At 64.1% G+C, this 14,397-nt stretch carries 14 protein-coding genes; 6 read left to right on the top strand and 8 right to left on the bottom strand.

The features are described from left to right. Positions 1–216 precede the first annotated feature (216 nt). The 5 genes from yidC to HMPREF1022_RS16610 all read right to left on the bottom strand — a co-directional run bounded on the left by yidC (position 217) and on the right by HMPREF1022_RS16610 (position 3,801). Entirely contained in the window at positions 217–1,872 is a 1,656-nt protein-coding gene (gene yidC, locus HMPREF1022_RS09165) for a membrane protein insertase YidC (protein ID WP_009302876.1), read from the bottom strand. Between the two features lie 8 nt (positions 1,873–1,880). Next, positions 1,881–2,144 carry a membrane protein insertion efficiency factor YidD gene (yidD, locus tag HMPREF1022_RS09160; RefSeq protein ID WP_008681905.1) on the bottom strand — a complete coding sequence of 88 codons (264 nt, stop codon included), beginning with the start codon at positions 2,142–2,144 and terminating at the stop codon, positions 1,881–1,883. Positions 2,145–2,256: 112 nt separating this feature from the next. Further along, positions 2,257–2,640 (bottom strand): ribonuclease P protein component, encoded by a 384-nt coding sequence (gene rnpA, locus HMPREF1022_RS09155; protein WP_008681907.1) that lies wholly within the window; start codon positions 2,638–2,640, stop codon positions 2,257–2,259. A 42-nt stretch (positions 2,641–2,682) separates the two neighbouring features. Continuing rightward, positions 2,683–2,817: a 50S ribosomal protein L34 gene (gene rpmH, locus HMPREF1022_RS09150; protein WP_008681909.1), complete on the bottom strand. Its 135-nt coding sequence runs from the start codon at positions 2,815–2,817 to the stop codon at positions 2,683–2,685. A gap of 339 nt (positions 2,818–3,156) precedes the next feature. Continuing rightward, the gene (locus tag HMPREF1022_RS16610) at positions 3,157–3,801 is read right to left on the bottom strand and encodes a hypothetical protein (RefSeq protein ID WP_198005344.1); all 645 of its coding nucleotides are present in this window, start codon (positions 3,799–3,801) and stop codon (positions 3,157–3,159) included. 413 nt (positions 3,802–4,214) lie between these two features. Between HMPREF1022_RS16610 and thrB the strand changes: the two genes are divergently transcribed. Further along, positions 4,215–4,772 carry a homoserine kinase gene (thrB, locus tag HMPREF1022_RS09140; RefSeq protein ID WP_009302874.1) on the top strand — a complete coding sequence of 186 codons (558 nt, stop codon included), beginning with the start codon at positions 4,215–4,217 and terminating at the stop codon, positions 4,770–4,772. A 442-nt stretch (positions 4,773–5,214) separates the two neighbouring features. Here the strand turns inward: thrB and HMPREF1022_RS09135 are convergent, their stop codons facing one another. After that, a complete protein-coding gene (locus tag HMPREF1022_RS09135; protein WP_009302873.1) occupies positions 5,215–5,796 on the bottom strand; it encodes a hypothetical protein in 582 nt (193 codons plus the stop codon). Positions 5,797–5,869: 73 nt separating this feature from the next. After that, positions 5,870–6,868: an OmpA family protein gene (locus HMPREF1022_RS09130; RefSeq protein ID WP_008681923.1), complete on the bottom strand. Its 999-nt coding sequence runs from the start codon at positions 6,866–6,868 to the stop codon at positions 5,870–5,872. A gap of 298 nt (positions 6,869–7,166) precedes the next feature. Between HMPREF1022_RS09130 and HMPREF1022_RS09125 the strand changes: the two genes are divergently transcribed. The 4 genes from HMPREF1022_RS09125 (at position 7,167) to cobM (ending at position 11,651) form a co-directional block, all read left to right on the top strand. Then, positions 7,167–8,030, top strand: coding sequence for a hypothetical protein (locus HMPREF1022_RS09125; RefSeq protein WP_009302872.1), 864 nt, complete (start codon positions 7,167–7,169; stop codon positions 8,028–8,030). A 7-nt stretch (positions 8,031–8,037) separates the two neighbouring features. Next, positions 8,038–9,246: a cobalt-precorrin-5B (C(1))-methyltransferase CbiD gene (gene cbiD, locus HMPREF1022_RS09120; RefSeq protein WP_009302871.1), complete on the top strand. Its 1,209-nt coding sequence runs from the start codon at positions 8,038–8,040 to the stop codon at positions 9,244–9,246. Beyond that, positions 9,243–10,712 (top strand): precorrin-6y C5,15-methyltransferase (decarboxylating) subunit CbiE, encoded by a 1,470-nt coding sequence (gene cbiE, locus HMPREF1022_RS09115; RefSeq protein ID WP_009302870.1) that lies wholly within the window; start codon positions 9,243–9,245, stop codon positions 10,710–10,712. The genes cbiD and cbiE overlap by 4 nt, the downstream gene beginning before the upstream one ends. A gap of 144 nt (positions 10,713–10,856) precedes the next feature. Next, a complete protein-coding gene (gene cobM / locus HMPREF1022_RS09110) occupies positions 10,857–11,651 on the top strand; it encodes a precorrin-4 C(11)-methyltransferase (protein WP_009302869.1) in 795 nt (264 codons plus the stop codon). A gap of 51 nt (positions 11,652–11,702) precedes the next feature. Here cobM and HMPREF1022_RS09105 read toward each other — a convergent pair whose 3' ends face one another. Continuing rightward, positions 11,703–11,927, bottom strand: coding sequence for a hypothetical protein (locus HMPREF1022_RS09105; protein ID WP_008681929.1), 225 nt, complete (start codon positions 11,925–11,927; stop codon positions 11,703–11,705). Positions 11,928–12,192: 265 nt separating this feature from the next. On the opposite strand from HMPREF1022_RS09105, the gene HMPREF1022_RS09100 reads away from it, so the two are divergent. Further along, on the top strand, positions 12,193–14,334 hold the full coding sequence (locus HMPREF1022_RS09100; RefSeq protein WP_009302868.1) for a methyl-accepting chemotaxis protein: 2,142 nt from the start codon (positions 12,193–12,195) through the stop codon (positions 14,332–14,334). Positions 14,335–14,397 lie beyond the last annotated feature (63 nt).

Here is a 14,397-nt window from a genome sequence, read left to right as displayed (position 1 = left end):
CCATGCTCGAATTTTTGCAGTCAGATACAATAAAAGCGGGCGCATCTTTAAAATCCCGCATTGCCTTTTCGGACGGGAAAGGCCGCCCGCAGGCAACACGCGGCAGGGATTTGCGGGCAAATCCCTGCCGCGCGGCTCAACATTTTTACAGCGTTTTTCGATTGAAATATTACACAGTTCAATCGTGAATCGCTCTACCTCTACACCTGAACCGTTCTACGCCTCGGCCCGCGCGGCGGCCTTGTTCTTACGCATCATCAGCCACTGCTGGAAGATGGACAGGATGTTGTTGACCAGCCAGTAGATGACGAGGCCCGAGGGGAAGCCCAGGAACAGCACCGTGAAGATCAGAGGCAGGAACATCATGATCTTCTGCTGGGTGGGATCCGTGGCCGGGGGGCTCATCCTCTGCTGCAGGAACATGGTCAGGCCCATGATGACCGGCGTGATGTAATAGGGATCCTTGGCCGAAAGGTCGGCCAGCCAGAGCTTGTCCGTAAAGGGCAGATACATGATGAACGGCGCGTGTCTGAGCTCAATGGACGTGAGCAGGGCCTGGTACAGGCCGAAGAAAACCGGCAGCTGGATCAGAATGGGCACACAGCCGCTGGCCGGGTTGACGCCGTAGGTCTTGTACAGAGCCATGACTTCCTTGTTCATGAGCTCCTTGTTGTCCTTATACTTTTCCCTGATGGCCGTCATCATGGGCTGAAGCTTCTTCATCTTCTCCATGGACGCATAGCTCTTGGCCGTCAGGGGCCAGAACACGGCCTTGATCACGATGGTCAGCAGAATAATGGCTACGCCCCAGTTATGCACGTACTTGTGGAAGAACTCCAGCAACCAGAGCAGACCCTTGGCGATGATGCTGAACATGCCCAGGTCGATGCTCTTGGCCAGCTGGTCGGACACGGCCAGCAACTGGGTGCGGTCCTTGGGGCCCAGCCAGTAGGAAACCGTCAGTTCCTTTTCCTGCCCCGGCGCGAGAAGGTTTTCAGGCTCTTCAACGGCGGTGCGGTAGACGGTTTTCTGCAACAGGCCCTTGACCGTGACGTTGTTGGTTTCGCCGGGCAGCACGGCGGACAGGAAATAAGTGCTCATGGCCCCGGCCCAGTAAATCTTGCCCGTGGCCTGCACGCCCGTGCTTTCCAGGGTTTTGCTCGAAGATTCCTCGGACAGGCTGCCGTCGTTGTCCCAGGCCACGCGCATGGAATCATAGCGGCCGCCGGCCGCATTGCTGGCGTCGGAGGCCACGGTGTAGCTCACACGCACACTGCGGGGCTGATCCCCGGCATTGATGAGCCGGATTTTTTCCTTGATCAGATAGGAGTCCGCGTTGAAGGTCAGTTCGCGGACCACGCGCAGGTTGTCCACCACGCCCACAAGGCGCAACGCGCCCTGCTGACCGGCGTCCAGCTTCAGGTTCTGCTCGCCGCTGTCCAGCGACCACTGGCCGGTGCTCCAGGACGGCTGACTGTTGATCACCAGGCCTAACGGCGCCACGGCGGCCGTGCGTTCGTCCACCATGTTCACCAAGGGCGAATCCGGCGCGAGACCGGTTTGGAATTTTTTGAGCTTGAAGGAGCGCAGCGGGCCGCCGCCGGTGTAGAAAACAGCTTCGTACAGCGGGGAATCAACGGTCAGGTCGCGGCCTGGAGCCGGAGTGAACGCAGGCAACGTCGCGGCGTTGGCGGCTTCTTCCTTGCGCTGTTCCGCCTTGACCGCCTCCTGACGGACGGCCTCCTGCTGCTGCGCCACCGCCGCCGGGTCGGGCGTCTGCACCCATCCCATGTATTCGGCCAGGCGTCCCCAACCGAAAAGAATCACTAAGCACAACACAATGGCCAGAATCAAATTTTTGCTGTCTTGCATGTGGACGCTCACTCCTGGGACAGAGGCGGGACGTCGCGGCGACGCCGTGGGGGTGGAACAGGGTCATAACCTGAACCGCCCCAGGGATGGCAGCGGGCCAGACGACGCAGCGCCAGCCAGCCGCCGCGCAACACGCCGTGGCGCAGGATGGCCTCCACGGCATAGGCGGAACAGGTGGGATAAAAGCGGCAGGCGGGGGGCAGCACCGGCGATATGCAGCGCTGATAGATACGTATGGGTAAAACGCAAAGGCCGCGCAGCAGCATTTTCATCACACCCCACCTCGGGCCGTCGCGCGCGGCAACGGCCCGGCGCCCCCAAAGGAGACGCCCTCCCACGGACCGCGACGGCTCGGAGCCGCTCGGCCCGTGGGGCGTTTTCGATTCAATCGCATGCTTCGGCCGCCCGCCCGCGCCGGGCTATCCGCCGCAGCAGCGGCAGAAATTCGGCGGTCACGCGGGAAAGGTCCAGCGCGTCACCGCCGGTATGCCTTTTCGCCACAGCCACCAGATCGGCATGGACCGGCAGGAGGTCGGAGTGCAAACGGAAAAACTCCCGCAGCAAACGCTTGACGCGATTGCGGACCACCGCATTGCCTACTTTGCGGGAAACAGCCATGCCCGTGCGCGTACAATCGCCGACATGCTCTCTCGGAAGCACAAACAGGAGGAAATGCTCGGTATGGTAACGTCTGCCCCGCTCATAACAGGCGGTAAATTCCGCCCTGCGGCGAACACGGACGTGCCGTGGAAAGGTCAGACGCGACACAAAAGCCCCCGGCGTACGACAAGGGCGGTCATACCCGTCCGGCTAGGCACTCAGGTTTTTGCGGCCCTTGGCGCGACGGCGGCGCAGAATGGCGCGGCCGCTGGGGGTAGCCATGCGGGCGCGGAAACCGTGGGTGCGGGCTCTTCTGATTTTACTGGGTTGGTATGTTCTTTTCATGACTCTGCTCCCTTCTCTTTTTTACGCACTCCGCCCGCGACAGTGGCGCGACAGGTTGCCGGACTCCGGAACTATCGGCCCGGAAACAGGGGCGGACGCGGATGCTGCGGGTTTTACCCGTGTTTCGCGCCGACGGCATACCCGCGCGGCTGCACAAAACGGTCTGAACCCTGAACGGTAAAATATATGGAAGAAGCTACATACACGCCCGCCGTCCCCTCGTCAAGCGGCGCACATGACGAGGATCGCTCCGGTCCCGGCGGAAAAAGGCGCGCGGCCGCCCGGACCGGGCCTCGACAGCCGGTCGACCTTCCGCAATGCCCGGAGAAATTTTCCGGATCAACGGGGCGTCGCAGGAGCCTTGGGCGCGACCGGGTCCGCGGGCATAATCGGCAGAGGCACGGGCGGAACCGCCACGGCGGGCGCGGGACCGCTGTACGGCGCGGCCTGCTTTGCCACCACAGGCTTGGCGGCCTCGGGCGACGGCGCTGGGGAGGCCCCCTTCTTGGCGGCCGGGGCGGCGGCTGCGGGCGGCTTGAGCGCGGTGGAACCCGCCCCTGCCGGAGCCGTCCGCTGCCCGGACTTCTGCTTTTCCGCGGAAGCCGCGGCTCTGGCCGGAACGCGCCGCCGCGCGGGTCGCACGATCTTGTCGCTGTCGACAGGCAGAAGTCCCGGCACGGCCGCCGGGTCCACAAAACTCGCGCCGCCCATCCGGAGTTGGCGCGGGATCACCAGCGTATTCCAGTACAGGCGCGCTCCGCCGTCCTGAATCCAGGCTTCATCCAGGTTGACGCCGCCCGAGGGCAACCGGGCCGGAAGATGCGGCGGCAACGGCACCACCGGAGCGCCCACTGTGGGCGACGACACGAGCGGCGCCTGCGGCCCGGCAAGATAGCCCGGCGCGGCGGACGAGGACAGGGAGCGGGATTCCACAGCCAGGGCCGGCGCGGCCAGCCCCAGCAAAACAGTCAAAACAATCAACATGCGCATGAGACTACACCTCTACCCGGCTTATCGGCCCGCTCCCCAGCCACTTTAGAGCGGAACCCGCATTTCTCCGGATTTCGCGGCAATATTTTTCCGCTGCCGCTTCCGCCCCATGCTCCTTGACACCACCGTCCGGCTTGGGCAGAGTTTTCGAAATCAGCCGGGCACGAAGCTCGGGAGCAGCTAAACGGTTGCCGCGAAGACAATGCCGCCTGATATTGGACACAAATTCAAAGCCTATCCAGCTCCAAAGCCGTTCAAGTGTTAAATGCTGCGGAGCAGTTCACGCATGAAATGCGCCAACTGCTCCGCAGGGATTTGTCCGCAAATCCTTGTCACGGAATGCGAGCAGGCGGGCCTTGCTCGCCGTAAGCGAGCATTTCAAGTGTTAAATACTCTAAGGAGAAAACATGCCCACGCCCGATCTCGTCGCGGCTCCGGCCCGACTCGCCCCCTGCATCGTCCTCATCGGCATGGCCGGAGCGGGCAAGTCCACGGTGGGCGGCGTGCTGGCGCGCGAATTGGGCTGGGCCTTTCTGGACAGCGACCATTTGATTGAGGCCCTATACGGCGTACGCCTCCAGGACGTGACTGACGCCCTAGGCAAGGAAGCCTTTCTGGATGCGGAATGCACGGTAATCCGGGCCATCAAGGCCAACCGTACGGTCATCGGCACCGGCGGCAGCGTGGTCTACCGGGAGGAAGCCATGCGCCACCTGGCGAAGCTGGGTCCCATCGTCCATCTGGACCTGCCCCTGACCGTGATCGAAGAACGCATAGCCCGCAATCCCCAGCGCGGGCTGGCCATCGCGCCGGGCCAGACCCTGGACGACATCTTTCGTGAGCGGGAGGCCCTGTATGCGGCCTGGGCCGATCTGCGCTGCGACTCCCAAGGCAAAAACCCGCGTGAATGCGCCCAGTGGATCCTCAGGCATTTGCCGCCGGATCTGCTCACCGCCGATGCCTGAGCCATGCCATTTTCACGGCGCCGTCGCCATGTTCCAGAGCAATTTGCGCTTAAAATTATCGCTTGGCGGCGAAGTAAATTCGCCTTGCGATAATTTCGCTGTGCGGATTTCCGCAGAAAATCCGCACAGCGCGTTGAGATATTTTCAATATCAAAACGCTCTAGGGCCTGTTCACACAAACAAAGAATAAACATAATTTTTACAAATGGTTATCCTCATTTTTGAGCAATGCTGAATTTTCCTTCAACCCCTTTCAATCATTGGAAAAATTCAGCATAGTGTGAACAGGCCCTAGAACATTTACCACTTAAAATGCACTGACAGGCTGACGCCCGATTGCTATGGCGGCCGCCGGGGCTCTCATCCGCTGAGCAATGGCGGAACAAACGAAAAGCGGGGCGCAAGCCCCGCTTTTCAAGATCTGTTCAATGCCGGTGGCGGCCTAGAACTGCCATTCCTTGCCGTCGTAACGGATCAGCTCGTTGAGACGGCGGGCGCGCACCTGCTGGCAGGACGCGGAAAGCGCTTCCTTCTTGCTGGCGCCGCGGCATTCATAAATTTTTTCCTGATAGCGGATAAAGCCCACATACTGTCCCGAAGCACCGGGACGCAGTTCCGTGGTCACGTTGGACGTGTCCACTTCCACGTAGCTCGCCACATAATCCTTGCCGTCCTTGCGCACTTCCTTGCTGGCCTTGGAAGGCATGACGGTGCGGGAGGCCTGGAGCGCCAGTTTGTGGCCCACCCTGTCCAGTTCGGCGCTGATTTCCGCTTCGGACTTGGCGCCTCTGGGGGCTTTTTGGGCCGAGGCTTTTTCAGCATTGGCCTTGGTCTTGGATTTGCTCTTGCCGGGGACGTCCTTGGCCGGAGCCGGCGCGGGCTCGGGCGCGGCTTCGGAGGCGGTGGCCTGATCCTGCGGCTGCGCGGCGGGGGTCTGCGTTTCGGAGTCATCACTGCTGCTGAACCAGGCGCAGCCGCCGGTCGCAAGGCCCAGGGTCAGAATAAGAGCCAGTAAAATTCGCATGGACATACCTCATAATCAAAGCCGGGCGGCAAGCGCCGCCCGGCTTTTTCTGCAATTACGCTACACGGTCCGCTTAGTCGAAAGAGATTTCGGTGCGGCGGTTCATGTAACGGCCTTCTTCGGTCTTGTTGTCGTACTTGAAGGACTTGCCGCGGCCGATGGCGGTCATCCGGCTGGCGGGGATACCCTGCTTCTCCAGATAGTTCTTCACGGCGTTGGCACGGTTCTGCGAAAGAACCTTGTTGTAAGCGTCGGTGCCGATCCAGTCGGTCCAACCGTTGAGGATCACGCGCTTGTTGGGATTGGCCTTGATCAGGCTGGCGGCTTCGTTCAGGATACCCATGGCCTTGCCGTCAAGAGCATAGGAATTGAAAGCGAAGTGCACGCCGCGCAGCACGATCACGTCCTCGTCCTGGCAGAACACGGACAGCACGAAGCGTTCCACAGCGGCGTCGCTGGTGGCCAGCTCTTCACCGCGAACCACGACGGAACCGGGGTTCATGGCGGCGATCTCCTTGATCACGGCTTCACCATGGGGGGTGTCGGCAAAGGAGATGATGTGGATGACCATGTTACGCTGGCTGGCATACAGCTGGCGGGCCACTTCCACGATGTCGGTGCCGCGGTTGTTGTCGCCGTCGGTGACCAGGATGAGAGCGGCGTCGCGCTTCATGCTGGAGATAAAGGGTTCATACTTCTGCAGGCCGTTGCCCATGCTGGTCATACGGCCGAAGATCTGGAAGCCGGAGCGCAGCTTGTCGATGCCGACGCTCATGGCGTTGCGGTCCCAGGGGCCCTGGGCGATGATCATGCCGTTGGGCGAGATGGTGTGCAGGCCGCCGTTATAATCCAGGGCCGGAATGGCCGCGTTCACGCGCTGCAGCACATTTTTGGCCACAACGATTTTATCCTGTTTAAGCTGCTTGTTCTGCATCATCATGGAACCGGAATAGTCCACGACGAAGTCGAAGCTCTCGATTTTTTTGTTGCACGCCGGCGTGGCGGCGACCGCCGCGACGGCGTAGCTCAGTACAAGAGCAGCCGCAAGAACAAGAAGACGAACTGATTTCATAGTGCCTCCCAAAACGTTGTTGTGTGTCGTTGAATTACCGTCAACATACAGTAAATCACGGTTTGCCCGCCATATTACCGGCTCGTTGCCGCGCAGGCATGGAGACGATAACTGCTTTTTCCATAACCAGATTCAGGAAAAACCGCAAGCCGTAATGTGGGAATTCCGGGCGATTCCGGACGCGCGGGAGGTCCGGACGCGACCCGGCACATCGGCTAAACGTTACGGACTGTGCGGGATGCTGGACAGTGCGGCGCGGCTCGGGCATACTTTCTTTTAGAAATAAAGGAACCCAGTCATGCCCGCATTGACCTTTTCCAAATGGAGCCCCGGCGGCAACACCACGCTTTTTTTCCCGGCCGAGGGCAAAAGCGCCCCCGAACAGGCGCGCCTGGCCCGTCTGGCTCTGGACCCGCAGCATCTCGGCGGCGAGCAGGCCGGTTTCGTGGACCCGCGCGAACAGCGGCTGCGCATGGCCGGGGGCGAATTTTGCGTCAATGCCAGCCGGGCCTTCGGCGCGCTGCTGGCCTTCAGCGAACACGAGCAAGGGCCCCGCCAGGCGGCTCTGGAGGGGCTGCCCGAAACGCCGCGCGACGGCACAGCGGAACGGCACTATGAAATACGGGTTTCCGGCTGGCAGAGCCCGGTGCGCCTCGCGGTGCGCGGCAGCTGCCCGCACTGGGAAGTGGAGGCCGTGCTGCGCTTGCCCGCTTGCCCCCTGCGGTCTCTGGCCGAGGGCCTGGCCCTGGTGCGCCTGCCGGGCATTGTCCATGTGCTGCTCAATGCCGCCCTGCATCCCTTTCCCGAGGACTGCGACACGGCGGCGGCCCTGCTGCGCCGGCGTTGCGGCCTGGACGGGGAAGCTGCGGTGGGGGCCATCTGGTGGCGGGAATGCCAGGGCCAGCTGGACATGCTGCCCTTGGTCCATGTGCGCGACGCGCAAACCACCTGCCTGGAAAGTTCCTGCGGTTCCGGCGCGCTGGCTCTGGCCCTCAGCCTGTCCCGCGCGGGCGGGCGGCGCGATTTTTCCATCATGCAGCCCGGCGGCTCGGCCCTGGACGTGCGGCTGTTCAACGAGGGCGAGGAACGTCTGGCCGCTGTGGACGGCCCGGTTTCTCTGGTGGCGCGGGGGCAGGTCTGGCTGCCTGACGACGCGGCGTGAGCTCGACGTGGCCCGGACTGTGACGCGACCCCTGCGCGAAGGCTTCACCACCGGCACGGCGGCCACGGGCGCGGCCTTGGCCGCGCTCACCCTGTTGCGCACGGGTCGCGCGCCCGACAGCGTGGACGTGCCCCTGCCGCCCTTCGCGCCCGCCGCCGGGGAAGAATCTTTCGCCGGGCGCGGCCCGCGCGGCCGGTGCGTTCTGCCGGTGGCGGACTGCGCGCCGGGCCCGGCGGCGGAGCTGATTCCGGATTTTCTCCCGGCTCCGGCACAGGTCGCCGGAGCGGCCCACGCCTCCATCCGCAAGGACGGCGGCGACGATCCGGACGCCACCTCGGGCGCGCTGATCACGGCCAGCGTATTGCTGCGCGATTGCGAAGCGCCTTTTTGGGCACCGGACGATCCCGACTTTACGCGCATCGAGGGCGGCCCCGGCGTGGGCCGTGTGACCCTGCCGGGCCTGCCCCTGCCCGTGGGCACGGCGGCCATTAATCCCGTGCCCAGGGAGCAGCTTCGCTTCGCCCTGGGCCGTCAGGCCGCGCGCCCGGTCCCCGGACGCGGCCCCTGCCCGCCTCTGACCGTGATCATCAGCGTGCCGCAGGGCGCGGAAATCGCCCGGCACACCTTTAACCCGCGCCTGGGCATTATGGGCGGCATTTCCATTCTGGGCACCCAGGGCACGGTCCGCCCATACAGCCACGCCGCCTGGCGCGCCACCATCGAACAGGGCCTGCATGTGGCCCAGGCCACGGGCTGCCGCACAGTCTGCCTTTCCACCGGACGGCGCTCGGAGAAACTGCTTATGGCCCGCTACCCCGAGCTTGCGCCCCGGTGTTTCGTGCAGGCTGCCGATTTTGCGGAATTTTCCCTGCGCGCCGCCGGAGCTCTGCCCTTTGAGCGGCTGGTCTGGGGCTGCTTTTTCGGCAAACTGGTCAAGCTCGCCCAAGGCCATGCCTATACCCACGCCCGCGACGCCGAGCTGGATATGGCGGCTCTGGCGCATCTCTGTAATGAGGCGGGCACGGCCTGCGCCCCGGCTGTGGCCCGTTGCGTGACCGCATCGCACGCCCTGGAACTGTTGCTGGCCGACCCCGCCGGATCGGATGCGCTGGCCGCCGTGATCCGTCGGGCGGCCCAAACCGCATGGGCTTTCGCGGGTCGCCCCGTAAGCCTGCACCTTTTTCACACTGACGGCAGGGAATTGATGGCACTATGAAAAAGCAGATTGTGCTTCCCGGCATTGCGTTCACGGAAACGCCCCGGCCCACGGACGCCGCCGTGGACACGGTGGACGCGGAAGACCGTGCCGAGGGCGCGTCCCCGCAAGCTGAAGCGATAAAAGAAACAGGACAGGCGGACGGCTGGCCGCCCATGGCGGACATGCTCCATTCGCTCTTTGTTTTTGAACCCACCACGCCGGAGCCCGCGCCCATCACCGTACTGGGCCTGGGCTGCGGCTGCGCGCGCGGCCCGGCGGCCCTCGCCCCGGAACAGCGCGCCCTTCTGGAAGCGGCCGACGTGCTCTGCGGCGGCAGGGAACTGCTGGCGGCCTTTGAAGCTCAGGACGGCCAAAGCGGACTCAAGGCCCGCCTTCTGCCGCTCACCCTGCCGCTGGAACCCCTGCTCAGCCGCCTGAGCCAGATGCGCGCCGCCGGGGAACGCGTGCTGTTGCTGGCCGACGGCGACCCGCTCTTTTTCGGCATCGGGGCCACCTTGGTGCGCCAGCTGGGCGCGGAGGCCGTGCGTCTGATTCCGGCGGTCAGCTCCCTGCAGCAGGCCTGCGCCCGCCTGGCCCTGCCCTGGCACAAGGTCGTCTGCCTCTCCCTGCACGGCCGGGACGACCTGGGCCCGCTGAATGTGGCCGTGGCCAAGGACGCGCCGCTCTGCATCCTCACCGACGCCCGCATGACCCCGGACGTGCTGGCACGCCATCTGCTGGACCGGGGCGTGGACTGGTTCACGGCGCATATTTTCGAGCGCATGGGCGCGCCCGACGAAGCCCGGCATCAGTTGAACCTGGCCGAGGCGGCCTGTCGCACTTTCGGCCCGGCCTGCACCCTGCTGCTGATCCCCGGCGAGCTCCCGCGCAGGCCGCATCTGGGCCTGGACGCTGAGGAGCTGGCCGTGGAAGGCAAGCTGATCAGCAAAAAGCCGGTACGCGCCGCCGCGCTGTCCCTGCTGCGCGTAGGACCGCGCCATGTGGTCTGGGATATCGGCGCGGGTTCCGGGGCCGTGGCTCTGGAAGCCGCCGTGCTGGCCCATGAAGGCCGGGTGGTGGCCGTGGAGCGCAGCGCCGGGCGGGCCATGAGCATTCAGGAAAACCGCCGCCGCTTCGGGGCCGCCATTCTGGACGTCTGCCTGGGCCAGGCCCCGGAATGCCTGCCCTCCCTGCCTGATCCGCAGCGGGTCTTCATCGGCGGGGGCCTGTCCGGCGAGGATGCCGAGGATATTCTGGGCCATGTCTGCCACCGCCTGCCGCCCGGCGGACGCCTGGTTGCCAGTTGCGTGCTGCTGGACACCTTCTGCCTCTGCCGCCGCTTTTTGGAAGGTCTGGACTGGCCCTTGGAAATTATGCAGATTCAGGCGTCCGAGGCCCGCGAGCTGGCGGGAGATCTGCACCTGGCGGCCCTGAATCCGGTTTTTCTGCTGGCCGCGCAGAAACCCGCGTCCGGCGGAAAGTAAAACGGACGCGCCGCCAGGAGCTGTTTCTAAATAAGGGTGTTCGTTCTCCGCCAAGAAAACGAGTCCCGGGCGAAGGGAGTATATTCAAACCCGGCCTTCGCACGGGGCGAGCCTGACGCCGGCAGAGGGCGAAAAGGAGCATTCATGCCGAACACGCACACAAAGTCCGAAAACGCGAAAACAGGCATGGTTTTCTTTGTGGGGGCCGGGCCGGGCGACCCGGAACTGCTGACCCTCAAGGGCCGCAAAGCTATTGAAGGAGCCGGGCTGGTGCTCTACGCCGGTTCCCTGGTGCCCCCGGAGGTGGTGGCCTGCGCCGGGCCGGACGCGCGGGTGGCGGATTCCGCGCCGCTGACCCTGGAAGAATGCCATCAATTGGTGCGCGAGACGGCCCTGGCCGGAAAGGACGTGGCCCGCGTGCATACGGGTGACCCCTCATTATACGGAGCCCTGCGCGAACAGATCGCCCTGCTGGAACGCGACGGCATCCCCTGGCGGGTGATCCCCGGCGTCACGGCGGCCTGCGCGGCGGCCGCCGCCGCGGGCGTGACCTTTACCGTGCCGGAAGTGACCCAGAGCCTGATGATCAGCCGCATGGAAGGCCGCACTCCCGTGCCGGAACGTGAACGCCTGGCCGCCCTGGCCGCGCACAGGACCTCTCTGGCCGTCTATCTCTCGGCCCATTCCGCCGCTGGCCTTCAGGCGGAACTGGCCCGCAGCCTGCCCCCGGAAACGCCGGTGCTCTGCGCCCATCGCGTGGGCTGGCCGGACCAGCAACTGCACTGGACCACCCTGGACGGCCTGGCCCGTTGCGTGGAACAACACGGCATCACCCGCCAGACCGTTTTTCTGATCCTGCCCGGCGAGTTGGAAAAGGGCGCGGCCTCGCGCCTGTACGCGGCGGACTTCAGCCACGGTCGGCGGCAGGAAAAAACATAGCGCCCGGCGTCTGTTTCCGCCGTTCAGCGCTTCGTAAACCCGATGCTTCTCTCACTCCGCCTCCCGGCCACCGGCGGCCCGCGCCTGTCGGAATCGGCGGTAAAAGCCCTGCATAAGCCCGCCCATATATTCCAGCTTCTGGTACACGGTCATTTCGCCGTCATAGTCGAAACAGAACTGTTGTTTGCCCTCCACGGGCCGCCAGGCCGCAAAGGCCTCATCCGTGAGCGCGAAGGCGTATTCCTCCGGCGTCATTCTGGGGCTGAGCAGAAGCATAATCCCTCCTGAGTATCACACAGAACATCAACGCGCCTTCCACAGACCAGACGGCTGCGACAGCCGGGGGAGGTTCAGGCAGATTCTGAATCTAGCAGCCGGGCAGGCGGCCGACAAGCCCGGCCTGCCCGCCGCGGCCCTGTGGAAAAACCTTTCATAAAAAATTCCGGAACTGACCGGAAATACATTTGAAATCGCCGGTCGAGCAGTATATACACGCCCGACCCTTCATATTCACCCATTTTGTCAAAAACAGGATCACGTCATGGCATGGTATACCCGTCTGGGCATGGCCCCCCGGATCATTGTTCCGGTTTCCATTTTGCTGATCGCCGTGCTGGGCACTCTGACCTGGCAGATCCAGACCAGAACGTCCGCCGCCACCCAAGAGATGGCCAGACGCGAACTGGCCGATCTCGCCACGGCACAGGCCGGTCCCATCTCCACCTTTCTGAGCGCTGCCCTGACGCAGGCCGACACCCTGGCCGGCGGCCTGGGCCAGGCGCTCAAAAGCGGCATTCCCGTTTCGCGCGAGCTGCTCGTGGCCATGCTGGAAGGGCTGCACTCCGGCAACAGCGCCGCCATCGGCTCGGGAGCGGTATGGGAGCCCGGCGCGTTTGACGGCCGCGACGCGGAATTCAGGAATACGCCCGGCAGCGATGCCGCAGGCAGGTTCATCCCCTATACCGCGCAAGGCGAGCGGGTTACCCTGCTTACGGAGTACGAAAAGGCCGACTATTACCTGGAACCCAAAACCAGAAAAAAGCCCTACCTGACCCCGCCGTACATGTACGAGGTCGGCGGCCGGACAGTGCCCATGACCACGGCGGCGGCCCCGGTTCTGGTGGACGGAACATACCGGGGCGGCGTGACCGTTGACGTGGAGCTGAAGGGCTTGCTTGAGCAGGTCACCCGCATCAAGGCCTATTCCACCGGCTACGCCCAGCTGATGACGCAGGACGGCACACTGGTGGCGCACCGCAACCCTGATGTCATCAACAAAAACATTTTCAAAATGGGCTGGATTTCCGCCGACAAGGCGGAGGAGGCATTCCGCAAGGGCGAGCCCTATATGGAATTGCGCCGGGACGCCAAGGGCGGCGGCATGATCTTCTGCTGTTACGCGCCCGTGCCCCTGCTGAAGACGGATCAGGTGTGGTATCTCGCCCTGATCGTACCCATGGATGAAGTGCTGGCGGGCGTGCGCAGCATCAGCATGCTGACTATCGTCATGAGCATTGCCGCCATTCTGCTGGTGACCGGCTTTATTATGCTTATCGTGCGCGCCTCGGTCAGGCCCCTGTCCCACCTGGCCGACGCCGCGCAGGCCATTGCCGGGGGCGATCTGCATCATGAAATCAGGGATGAGCGTTTCGGCGGGGAAGTCCGGCGGCTCAGCACCTCCCTGAAGAACATGATCGCCGGTCTTCTGGAGGGGCTTGACCGGGCTGAAAAGCTGAGCGCCGACGCGCGGTCCCAGGCGGAGAAAGCCCGTGCGGCCATGCTGGAGGCGGAAGCATCCGAGAAGCAGGCCGGAGCCAAAACCGCGGCCATGCTGGCGGCGGCGCAACGGCTGGAGGAAGTGGCCGGCACGGTTTCCTCGGCGTCCACGTCCCTTTCGGCCCAGATCGTCCGGTCCGAGCGCGGCGCCTCCGAACAGGCGGCCCGGGTTGCGGAAACCGTGACCGCCATAGAGCAGATGAACGCCACTGTGGTTGAAGTGGCACGCAATGCGGGCACGGCCGCGGGCGTTTCCGCCCATACGCGCGAAAAGGCCATCAGCGGCGAAGACATTGTCAAAAACGTGGTGGACAGCATCCGGGACGTGCAACGGCAGTCTCTGGCCCTGAAAGAGGATATGGAGACGCTCAGCGGGCACGCCCAGTCCATTTCCCAGGTTATGGGCGTCATTTCCGACATCGCGGACCAGACCAACCTGCTGGCGCTGAACGCGGCCATTGAGGCCGCCCGCGCGGGCGATGCCGGGCGCGGTTTTGCCGTGGTGGCCGACGAGGTGCGCAAACTGGCCGAAAAAACCATGGCCTCCACCTCGCAGGTGGGCAACGCCATTGCCGCCATTCAGGGCAGCACCCGGCAGAGCATGGCCCAGGTGGACAATGCCGTGGCCACCATTGACGCGGCCACGGACTATGCCCGCCAGTCCGGCGGAGCCTTGCAGGAAATCGTCAGCATGGCGGAGCAGTCCGCGGACCAGGTGCGGGCCATAGCCACGGCTTCGGAAGAACAGTCGGCTTCCAGTGAAGAAATCAGCCGTTCCATCGACCAGGTCAACGCCATTGCCGGGGAAACGGCCCGGGCCATGGCCGAGTCCTCCCGTTCCGTCAGCGACCTGGCGGAACAGGCCCGCATTCTGGCCACGCTCATCGAGGACATGAAGCGCGCATAGCGTGCCGCCGCCCGCCACAGCCGCAGACAAAAAAAGGAGGGGCCCCCACGGCCCCTCCCATTC

The sequence above is a fragment of the Desulfovibrio sp. 6_1_46AFAA genome (assembly GCF_000224635.1).
Classification (GTDB): domain Bacteria; phylum Desulfobacterota; class Desulfovibrionia; order Desulfovibrionales; family Desulfovibrionaceae; genus Desulfovibrio; species Desulfovibrio fairfieldensis.
Note: the sequence above shows the minus strand (reverse complement) of the source record. Positions and strands in the feature narration are given on the sequence as shown.

Coding starts and splice junctions, on each gene's coding strand:
- HMPREF1022_RS09105 (WP_008681929.1), bottom strand. CDS start 11,927: ATGCTTCTGCTCAGCCCCAGAATGACGCCGGAGGAATACGCCTTCGCG.
- thrB (WP_009302874.1), top strand. CDS start 4,215: ATGCCCACGCCCGATCTCGTCGCGGCTCCGGCCCGACTCGCCCCCTGC.
- yidD (WP_008681905.1), bottom strand. CDS start 2,144: ATGAAAATGCTGCTGCGCGGCCTTTGCGTTTTACCCATACGTATCTAT.
- HMPREF1022_RS09125 (WP_009302872.1), top strand. CDS start 7,167: ATGCCCGCATTGACCTTTTCCAAATGGAGCCCCGGCGGCAACACCACG.
- rpmH (WP_008681909.1), bottom strand. CDS start 2,817: ATGAAAAGAACATACCAACCCAGTAAAATCAGAAGAGCCCGCACCCAC.
- HMPREF1022_RS09130 (WP_008681923.1), bottom strand. CDS start 6,868: ATGAAATCAGTTCGTCTTCTTGTTCTTGCGGCTGCTCTTGTACTGAGC.
- HMPREF1022_RS09135 (WP_009302873.1), bottom strand. CDS start 5,796: ATGCGAATTTTACTGGCTCTTATTCTGACCCTGGGCCTTGCGACCGGC.
- HMPREF1022_RS16610 (WP_198005344.1), bottom strand. CDS start 3,801: ATGTTGATTGTTTTGACTGTTTTGCTGGGGCTGGCCGCGCCGGCCCTG.
- yidC (WP_009302876.1), bottom strand. CDS start 1,872: ATGCAAGACAGCAAAAATTTGATTCTGGCCATTGTGTTGTGCTTAGTG.
- HMPREF1022_RS09100 (WP_009302868.1), top strand. CDS start 12,193: ATGGCATGGTATACCCGTCTGGGCATGGCCCCCCGGATCATTGTTCCG.
- cobM (WP_009302869.1), top strand. CDS start 10,857: ATGCCGAACACGCACACAAAGTCCGAAAACGCGAAAACAGGCATGGTT.
- cbiE (WP_009302870.1), top strand. CDS start 9,243: ATGAAAAAGCAGATTGTGCTTCCCGGCATTGCGTTCACGGAAACGCCC.